Source organism: Streptomyces sp. NPDC001851, assembly GCF_040297165.1.
Taxonomy (GTDB): Bacteria; Actinomycetota; Actinomycetes; order Streptomycetales; family Streptomycetaceae; genus Streptomyces.
Map to the genome: position 1 here is coordinate 68,181 of NZ_JBEOYR010000038.1, position 8,412 is coordinate 76,592.

General features: G+C 68.7%; 7 protein-coding genes. 2 read left to right on the forward strand and 5 right to left on the reverse strand.

Going from position 1 to position 8,412, the window contains the following annotated elements; translation table 11 throughout:
* The 4 genes from ABT171_RS37700 to ABT171_RS37715 form a co-directional block, all read right to left on the reverse strand.
* Positions 1–1,216 (reverse strand): hypothetical protein (locus tag ABT171_RS37700; protein ID WP_351250926.1); only part of this gene is annotated, 1,216 nt, incomplete at its 3' end.
* Positions 1,213–1,866, reverse strand: coding sequence for a WhiB family transcriptional regulator (locus tag ABT171_RS37705; RefSeq protein WP_351250927.1), 654 nt, complete (start codon positions 1,864–1,866; stop codon positions 1,213–1,215). The genes ABT171_RS37700 and ABT171_RS37705, both read right to left, overlap by 4 nt.
* 162 nt (positions 1,867–2,028) lie before the next feature.
* A complete protein-coding gene (locus ABT171_RS37710; RefSeq protein WP_351250928.1) occupies positions 2,029–2,712 on the reverse strand; it encodes a zinc finger domain-containing protein in 684 nt (227 codons plus the stop codon).
* 2 nt (positions 2,713–2,714) lie between these two features.
* The gene (locus ABT171_RS37715; RefSeq protein WP_351250929.1) at positions 2,715–3,620 is read right to left on the reverse strand and encodes a helix-turn-helix domain-containing protein; all 906 of its coding nucleotides are present in this window, start codon (positions 3,618–3,620) and stop codon (positions 2,715–2,717) included.
* 1,248 nt (positions 3,621–4,868) lie between these two features.
* Here ABT171_RS37715 and ABT171_RS37720 point away from each other — a divergent pair.
* Together ABT171_RS37720 and ABT171_RS37725 are read left to right on the forward strand one after the other, a co-directional pair.
* Positions 4,869–6,293, forward strand: coding sequence for a helix-turn-helix transcriptional regulator (locus ABT171_RS37720; RefSeq protein WP_351250930.1), 1,425 nt, complete (start codon positions 4,869–4,871; stop codon positions 6,291–6,293).
* A gap of 97 nt (positions 6,294–6,390) precedes the next feature.
* A complete protein-coding gene (locus tag ABT171_RS37725; protein WP_351250931.1) occupies positions 6,391–6,798 on the forward strand; it encodes an acyl-CoA thioesterase in 408 nt (135 codons plus the stop codon).
* 813 nt (positions 6,799–7,611) lie between these two features.
* Here the strand turns inward: ABT171_RS37725 and ABT171_RS37730 are convergent.
* A complete protein-coding gene (locus ABT171_RS37730) occupies positions 7,612–8,049 on the reverse strand; it encodes a GFA family protein (RefSeq protein ID WP_351250932.1) in 438 nt (145 codons plus the stop codon).
* Positions 8,050–8,412: the final 363 nt, after the last annotated feature.

An 8,412-nucleotide genomic window follows, 5' to 3' on the forward strand; every position in this document is an offset into this window, starting at 1 on the left:
TGTCGGTCCCCGACTCGGCGGTCCCCGGTCCCCGGTGCCATTCAGGGCGTTGTGCAGGCACTTCATCGACCGGGAGGCCGATCTGCGAGCGGCTCTCGTGTTCCTCACCGGACTCCGGATCCGTTGCCTCGGTCCCCGGCTCGTGGTTTCTGGGACTCGAGTCTCGGCCCTCGGTCCCCTTCCCGGTCCCCGCCTCACGGTCCCCGGTCCCCGTCGGCTGCTCGGCGTTCTCGGTCGCCGGTCCCTGGTGAGGTTGCAGTCCCCGGTCCCCGTTCCGAGCGACTCCGGTGCGGGGTCTGTTGTCGGGGACCGAGTTGCTCTCAACGCTCGGGGCGGCGACCGTGGTCGCCAGCTCGCCGGAGCGAGGTGGGGACCACGGGGAGGGCAGCGGGACGGTGGCGAGCGCGAGTGCGTGTCGGCGAGCGGCAAGCTGAGCGAGCAGCTCGCCGCGCTGGGACTGGTCGGTGCCGACCGAGGCTCGGCCGATCGCTTTCGACAGCCGCCAGGTCAGGCGCCGGCCCCGTCGGCTCTGCCGCTGTTCGGCGGTGAGTTCAGCGAGCCGGGTGGCGAGGGCCACGGCGCGAGCGGTGGCGCGGTCCCGGGTGATCTGCGCAGCATCACGGTCACGGGAGGCGATGCCAAGCCGGGACAGCAGTCGCTCGCGTGCTTCTCGCCCGAGGGTGGCGGCCAGGCCGTGGGAGGCGGCGCCAGGGGTGCGCAGGCGCAGCTCGATGCCCATGGCCAGGTGCCAGAGCATCGCCGCCATGACCGGTCCCACGAAGGCGCGGACAGTTCCTCCTACGGGACCGCTCTCGGCATAGGCGGGGATCACCTGGACCCCGGTTATGAGCCACACCAAGGTGCCCGGCAGCCCCGGGGCGCCCTGGGTGCTCAGGTTCTGCCGGGCCATCAGCGCGGTGGCGAACAGCCCCAGTTCCGCGGCGGCGAACATGCTGGCGCGTTCGGTCGTGCCGGCGATGTTGAGAAAGTCGGCGGCGAAGCGCCAGCTGGTGTCGGCACTGTAGGCGGTGCAGCCGAGCGCGGCCAGGGCAGAGACCACGACCGCCGTATTGCCGAGTCGCTTCTGCGCGCGCTGCGCCCGCCGCCGGAATGCCCATCCGACCAAGGTCAGAGCCAGTGCGGCGGCGGGGACGCCGAGGGCGAGGAGATGGGACAGGTCGGGGCCAGCGCCGTGGGCCAGGATAGGGTGAGTCATGCGGCCTTTCCGAGTGGGGCGTGCGCCGAGGCCGGCGCCACCGGGCGGGTGATGGGCTGCTGCGAGGCGGGCCGGGCGGTTGCAGGTCGGCTGGTCTTCGCGGCCGTGGTCTTCTTCTTCGCGTTCTTCCGCCGGGGCACGCCGAGGGTGCGGTCGCGGTCGAAGACCTTGTTGGCTGCCTGCCGCAGCAGGTCCCTGGCATGCTTGGTGCCGATCTGCAGGGCGGCCGCGAGTCGGTCGGCTCGCCATCCGCGGACGTAGGCGTGGTCGATGACGACCTGGCGCTCGGCCTCGGTGAGGTGAACGTCGCGGCCGTTGAAGAAGGCGACCACGCGGCCGTAGTCGAGGCGCCGGGGCAGTCCGTCGTGCCAGGGGCGGCGTTCGGCTGCGGTCAGCCCGCCCCAGACCCCCTCCTTGAGGTCGTTCTCCAAGGCGTAGTTGAGGCAGTCGCGGCGCACGGGGCACAAGGCACAGAATTCTTTGGCGTCGGCGATGGCCTCGTGGTCCCGGGGCAGAGGGAAGAAGATGGCGTCGGCGTCCTCGGGGTCCATGCCGTGGCAGGCGCCGTGGGGCTGCCAGCTGGTGTCGCCGATGCCGCGCAGGCCGGTGGCCGGCGTGGCGTGTGTGGCGTGTGTGGTGATGTGGCGCAAGGCGGTCTCCGGTGTGCTGCCGCGCCGGCCGACAGCAGGTCGACGGTGGGTAGACGCGGCGTTGGGCGCCTGCTGCGGCGCGGGACAGGGGCGCCGCAGCAGGGGGCGGGACAGGGGTGTTGCGCAGGTGCACCGGACGGGGTGCACCGCCTGGTGGGCCGGTCAGGCCGTCGCCGCCTGCTGGGCGGCAGCGAGGTCCTGACGGCAGTGATGCGGCGTGGCCCGTGGGGCGTTGCCGCGTGCGAAGCCGTCAGGACCGACGCGCCGACGGCGACACGGCTCGCCGACCGGTGCCTCGCACCAGTCACAGCGCACCGAGAGCGCGTCGGGCTGGCCCTGGGCGAGGGCCGCCTCGCGGGCGGCGCGGGCCCGACGGAAGGGGGCGAGGGCAGCCTTGACCTCCGGCGGGATACAGGAGCCGACCTCCTTCAGCCGTGCCTCCAGCCGCGGGTCGGTGCGGCGCCCGGCGAGCTGCCGGTACACCACCGGCTGGGCGGTGCCGGTGGCGACCGCACGACGGGTGCCGACCAACTCGGCGGTCCAAGCCGCCAGGTCGTCCGGGTCGGCCGACGGCGTGGGGTCGGTATGCCGGTGCAGGCGGTCGCGCTTGTAGCTCTCCCACGGACGAGCGATGTCCGCGGGCAGGATCTGGTACGGCGAGACGCGGATGTGGCGGCGGGCGACCACGCAGGCGTCCCAGCCGTGCGGCGTGGCCAGCGGCACCTCGTCCAGCAGTTCGTGCCACTGGGCGAGCTGGTCGCGGGCCTCACCCTGGGCGGTACGGATGGTGCGGGGGTCGAGTCGGCCGATGTAGGCCAGCAGGGCGGCGGTTTCGCGGCGGTCCATGGCTACTCCGTTCCGGTCGGCTCGTTGAGGGCGGCGAGGAGGGCGGCGGTGTGCTGTTGGGCGCGGGTGATGCCCCCCGTCGGGGCGGGCCCGCTGCCGGCTACGGCGTAGAGGTTCGGGCGGCCTGGAGAGTGTTCCCGGGCGATCCAGGAGCGCCAGTCGGCAGCCCAGGCAGTCGCCGATCGCGGGCCATGCCCGGCGCGGTGGGCACGCCACTTTGCGTCGGCTGCTCGCAGACCCTCCTCACCGAGGCGGTCGAGGTGGCCTTGCAGGCGGGCCCAGCTGTGGCTGGCGGGGTCGACCTGCCAGTCGGCAGCCAAGGTGACGGCAGCACAACCACTGCTGCCTTTCCGGTTCAACTTAGGTTCTCTACGGTTCTGTGTGTCGGATTCCGTACCGTGCTGGGGTCGGATTCCGGCACGTCGGGGGGTCGGATTCCGATGCGAGGGGCCGGATTCCGTACCTGCCGGATTCCGGCGGGAGGTGCCGGATTCCGTGCCCTTCTTGGGCCAGATCCCGTACCGCCGCAGGCCCTTCTCGGCCTCCTCGTCCAGCTCCGGCACCGGGTCGGAGCCGGTCGGTGGCTCGACGTACGCGTCCGGGTCCCTACGACGGGCCTCTGCGACCTTGGCCAGCCACGCGGCAGTTCGCGGCAGCCGGTAGACCGTGCTGCGCTGGGGACCCTCCAGATGGTCCAGGGTGGTCAGCTCGCCGCTCTTTTCGAGCGCGGTCAGCGCGTCACGTACCGCCGTGCGGCTCGCATTCGTACGCGTGACCAGACTCCCAAGCGAGGCCCAGGCGATGCACTCATCGTTGGCGACCCGGTCCGCGATCGCATGCAGGACCAGCCGCGCGGTGCCTTTGCTGGAGCTGTGCTCAAACACCCATTCGCGGGCCTCGCTGCTCATCGGCTACCCCCGGCCACGACGTTCGACCGTCGCCTTGCTGACGTAGGGGTGGCGTGCAGGGTGCCGACGCGGTGCGACGCCAGGGCGAGGGTGGATGCCGCGTAGGCCGGATGATGGGGCCTTTTGCGTATGGCGGGAGGCATGGAAGAATCCCCTTTGCAGTGTTGCCACGCTGAAGCGCCCGTCGGATAGGGATCAGCGTGGTGATGGTGGGCAATCTCCGCCCTCTCGGGCCTAGCCGGGCCGGATCGGGGCGGTACGTGCCGCTACGCGTTCGGCGTCCAGGAGTAGCCGCTCCTGGGCGCCGTCGCTGTATACGGACCTCGCGAGTCGTTGGGTTCCTGCCCTCCTCCTCATGCTGGCTGAGCCCCAGGCGGGCTGGCCCGGGGGACGACGAACATACGCACCGACCCGCGTCAAGATCCAGAGTTGGCTCTAAAACTCTGTACTGGTTGCAGAAAGTGACGTAGCTGCAGCTCACTGCTGAGCCGCTGTCAGGCGGCTTACACGAGGCGTGATTCGAGGCGCTAATTTGCACCGAAAGTATTGCGTCAATTCCTGCGCCCGCCGTCGCCCTCATAGCACTGAATGGTGAACCAATAAGCATCGCACCGGGAGTACGGCTTTCCTGCTGCGGGTCGTTGCACTGGGCCAGCTTGGATGTTCCGGGTCGGCATCGACGCCGACAGGCACCGAACTAAGTGGCGGGCGCAGACCGAAGGGTCCGAGCGTCTCGGACACGAACCTCACTGCGACTCCCTTGTGTCTTATGCCACATTGATGGGTGGAACTGCTGGCCAGAGCGATTTAAGTCAAGCCCGTCCGAGCGCGTCAACGGCAATCATTTGTCCAGTTTGTGGGGGTAGGTCGCCGGGGTGGTGCAGTTGCTGGTCCGTGCCTACGACGCCGTAACTCGCGCTTCAGGCAAGGGAAATGTCAGTGGCGGCGCTAACTGAAAGCCGACTAAGGAGCCTGGTCTAGACCGCCCCGCGCCTGGCTCAGTGAAAAGCGGCAACGTTTTGCCGATTTTCAGGTCGCCTCCGGATGTGGATCTTGAGCCGTGTCCGTTTCGGCCGTGAACGTGCCGCCATGTCGCGCCTCATTTGTTCGATGTTGAACCATGGGGTCGCCTTTCATGGGTGGCCCACCCGGATCAAGATCGCTTAGGGATTGCGTATGGTTCTTCCGGGAGGCGAAGGGCGGTCCCAGCGCATTCGCTGCCGCTGGGACCTTATGCGCGCCCGGAACGTGAGTCTCCTCAGCATCAAAGACAGGATTTTCGTGGTCACGCAGGAACAAACGCTCAGCGGGAATGACGCTGCGAGCGAGGGGATTTCGGAGCGCGGCGGCAGCGGACAGCAGTTGGCCGGCCACTACATGGGCTTTGGTGCCCTCCTGCGCAGGTGGCGCAAGGCGGCAGGGGTAACTCAGTATCGGACGGCCAGGGCTCTGGGCATGAGTGAGCGCACGTATCGCAAGATCGAACGTGGTGCGACACCGCCCCGACTGTCCCGCACGCAGTGCGAGGCCCTTTCCGAGCTACTTCAGCTGGACCGCGACGAGCGTCACGCACTGCTGCTCTACAATGTCGGCTCGATGCTCGTTCCGCCGAGTGGGTCCGGCCAGCCGGAGCTGCAACAGGCTTTGCGCCTGCTCATCGACCGGCAGATGCCCAGCCCCGCGTACCTGTGTGACCAGCACTGGAACATCCTGGCCTTCAACACCGCCATGGCGGAGTGGTGGCCGTGGGTGATGGAGCCGGGCGCGAATCTCATCCGGTGGGCTCTGACGACCCCGGAGGCCCGCGCCCAGTACCAGGACTGGGACAAGCACGCCTCGGCCTACGTGAAGATCCTCAAGTTCGCCCAGGCCACCAGGCCGAATGACGCCGAGCTGCGCCGGTTGATCGACGACGTCAAGAACGACCCAGACGTGCGGCACGTCTGGGAGACCGAGCACGACATGGGGGAGACACGCGATGGCCACGTCTTCCGGATGAACGTGCCGACGTTGGACTGGGAGACCATCGAGGTCGTCAGCCACGTCCTCTATCCAGCGTCGATGCCCGACTGCCGCTTCGTTGTGATCACCTGGGTTGAGGGCCATGGCGACGACGAGCGCGACGCGCTCGGCGGCGTCCGCGACGCGTGGGCCACCATGACCGCGAACGAAAACGACGTGGCGACGGCACAACGGCACGCACAGAATCGCGCAGCCGAGGACGCTGCCACCCGCTGGCGAAGGGAAGCGGCAACCCTCGCGGCCCGCATGGTCGTCGCCACTGCAGACGAAGCAGCAGCGCTGGCGGGGGAGAACGGTGTCCCCCTGCCAGCCACCAGCAGAACCGTGGGCCCCGACGTCCACCTGACGCTTGCGCTGGACAAGCGCACCGTGGTCTGGGCCACAGAAGAGACAACCGGCTGCTGGTCAGTCACCCATGTCTCCCCGGCCACCGTCATCGCTCGCGTGCCCAGGCATGCCATCGAGGGCGCATGCCTCCTGGAGATGCATCAACTGGTGCGTGCTGCCCTGCCGGCCGATCCTTCGGCAGCAGCCGTCCGTATCGGGCAGCTTCTCGACGAGCGCGACACCGAGCAGCGCGTGCTTCGCGATGTCCTGCAGCAGGTTGCAGAAGGCAATGCCCCGTCGCCCAAGCACTGCATGGCAGGCTGAGGGACCGAGATGGATGGCCCCGCTCAGAGCCGCCCGCAGGCTGCATGAGCGGCCCCCATGGCAGCTGTCCCCCCCCACACACAGGAAGACCTCTCTCGTGAAGAAGTACACCTATGCCCTCCCGTTGCGCTGGGCGGATGCGGACGCGTACGGGCACGTCAATAACGCTCTCTTCCCCCGCTACATGGAGGAGGCGCGGACCCGGATGTTCCAGGAGATGCTGCCCGCCGACGAAGCCGGCCGCCGCCAGCACGCATTCGTGGTCAGCCGCTCCATCGTGGACTACCGCGCTCCCCTGTCCTACCGGGAGGAGCCCGTTGACGTGCATGTCAGGGTCGTCACCTGCCGTGGAGCAAGGCTGGAACTCGCATACGAAATCCGTGATGCCGACCAGCTGTATGCCGAGGCCACGACCCTGATGGCCGCGTACAACCTGGAGACCGGCAGGCCGCGCCGCATCTCTCAGGCCGAACTGGACTTCCTCGCCCGCTACACGGAAGAGTGAGCGGGGAGTCGACGGCGATCCGGCCGCCGCGGCGCTGGATGGTCCAGCAGGCGCCGGGCTTCGGCGAGGTGGGCCGGGGAGGCGGTCTTCCAGGTGCCGCCCGCCGAGTTGCGCCCGCCGCTCGACGTTCCCGCCACACGTCGTTGCGCCACTTAAAGGGGTGGACCGGGACCGGGGTCGGTTGACGGGGGCGGTGGCCCGCGGTGCGGTGGTTGCCGAAGGCCACCGGGACGCTGCGTCCCGGCTTGTTCAGTCATCAGTCGCCGCTCAATACTCCACACTCTCCGGTTACTGCGGCTGCTACGACCGAGGCCACTGACGTCAGGTACGACCCCTTCGGCAGCAGCCCTCCCACAGGGCACCCCGCGGCGATTGAGACTCCCAATGGCGGCCTCCTCGAAGCGCCAGCTGGACCTTGCGTCCTCGAGCGAGATCTGCAGTCGACGCGCCTCGTACGCGATCTGCTCCTGGGTGGGCTCCCGCCATGCAGCACTTCGCCAGGCCGCGAGGACGTCATCCGCATGCTGCAGGATCGGCTGCGCACTGCGGACGTAGAGTTCAACCAGAGTGATCACGGAAGAATCGCTGGTCAGTCGCTCCCGCCACAACGGCAGCAGTTCCCAGTCGATCCTGGCGCCGGTTGTGGTCGTTGTTGCCGCGTTTGGTGGGGGCGAGACTGAAGCCGGTCACCATGATCATGTCTGGCCGCTGCAGGCCCCGGCGCGGGAGTCAGCGCCCTGGTGCGGGCGAGGACGATATGCCAGCCGGGACCATCGAGGGTGCTGGTGAACTCGCCGGCCAGTAGGCGGGCGCTCAACCGGCGGCGCTCTGCTCGGCCTCCGGTACCGGAGGCAGCCAGTGCACGGCGTTGTCGCGGAAGGACGCGTGGATGGGGACAAGGTCTGTGCCGCTGGTGTCGTCGAGGGCGGTGACGTTGATGCCGATCTCCGAGATGTCGCTGTCGATGGCCGCGACGCGGCTGCCGCAGGTCGGGCAGAAGCCGCGCTTCGCCTCGCTTTCGAAGGTCTCGTACCAGGTCGGCTCGCTCTCGCCGGTCCAGGTGACCGTCTCGAATCCCACCCACCACATCAAGGGGGTGCCACCGAGCTTCTGGCAGTGTTTGCAGGCGCAGGTGTGAGGGAAAACCGCAGGCCCACGGGCGGTGAAGCGGATACGGCCGCACAGGCAGCCGCCGGTACGCGCCTCGGCTTCTTCGGCTCCCTGAGCGTCGGTGGCGGGGGCGGCGTTCATCAGGTTATCTCCCAGGAATGGTGGGCGAGTTCTGGCTATGGGGCTGGGGCGGGTGCCCAGACGTACGCGCCTGGCCAGGGCCGGGGCGGTCATGCTGGGGCTTCATGGAAGAGAAGGGATGTGAGGTGGCGCGATTCCTTGCAGGACTTCGTCCGAGGTGAGGGCGCCGATGTCGATGACGTGGGGTATTGACGAAGTCAGCCAGCCCAATGGCGCGTTGCCCCAGATGATCACGAGCCCTCCAGGGCTGCGGCGACTGCTTTGGTGCGCTTGTGACGAGGCGCCGTAGTTGGCACCTGAGCGACTCCCTGACCAGCACACATGCCAACCGTGCTGCGGAGCGGATCGCTCGATTAGGCGGTC

Coding starts and splice junctions, on each gene's coding strand:
- ABT171_RS37710 (WP_351250928.1), bottom strand. CDS start 2,712: ATGGACCGCCGCGAAACCGCCGCCCTGCTGGCCTACATCGGCCGACTC.
- ABT171_RS37715 (WP_351250929.1), bottom strand. CDS start 3,620: ATGAGCAGCGAGGCCCGCGAATGGGTGTTTGAGCACAGCTCCAGCAAA.
- ABT171_RS37730 (WP_351250932.1), bottom strand. CDS start 8,049: ATGAACGCCGCCCCCGCCACCGACGCTCAGGGAGCCGAAGAAGCCGAG.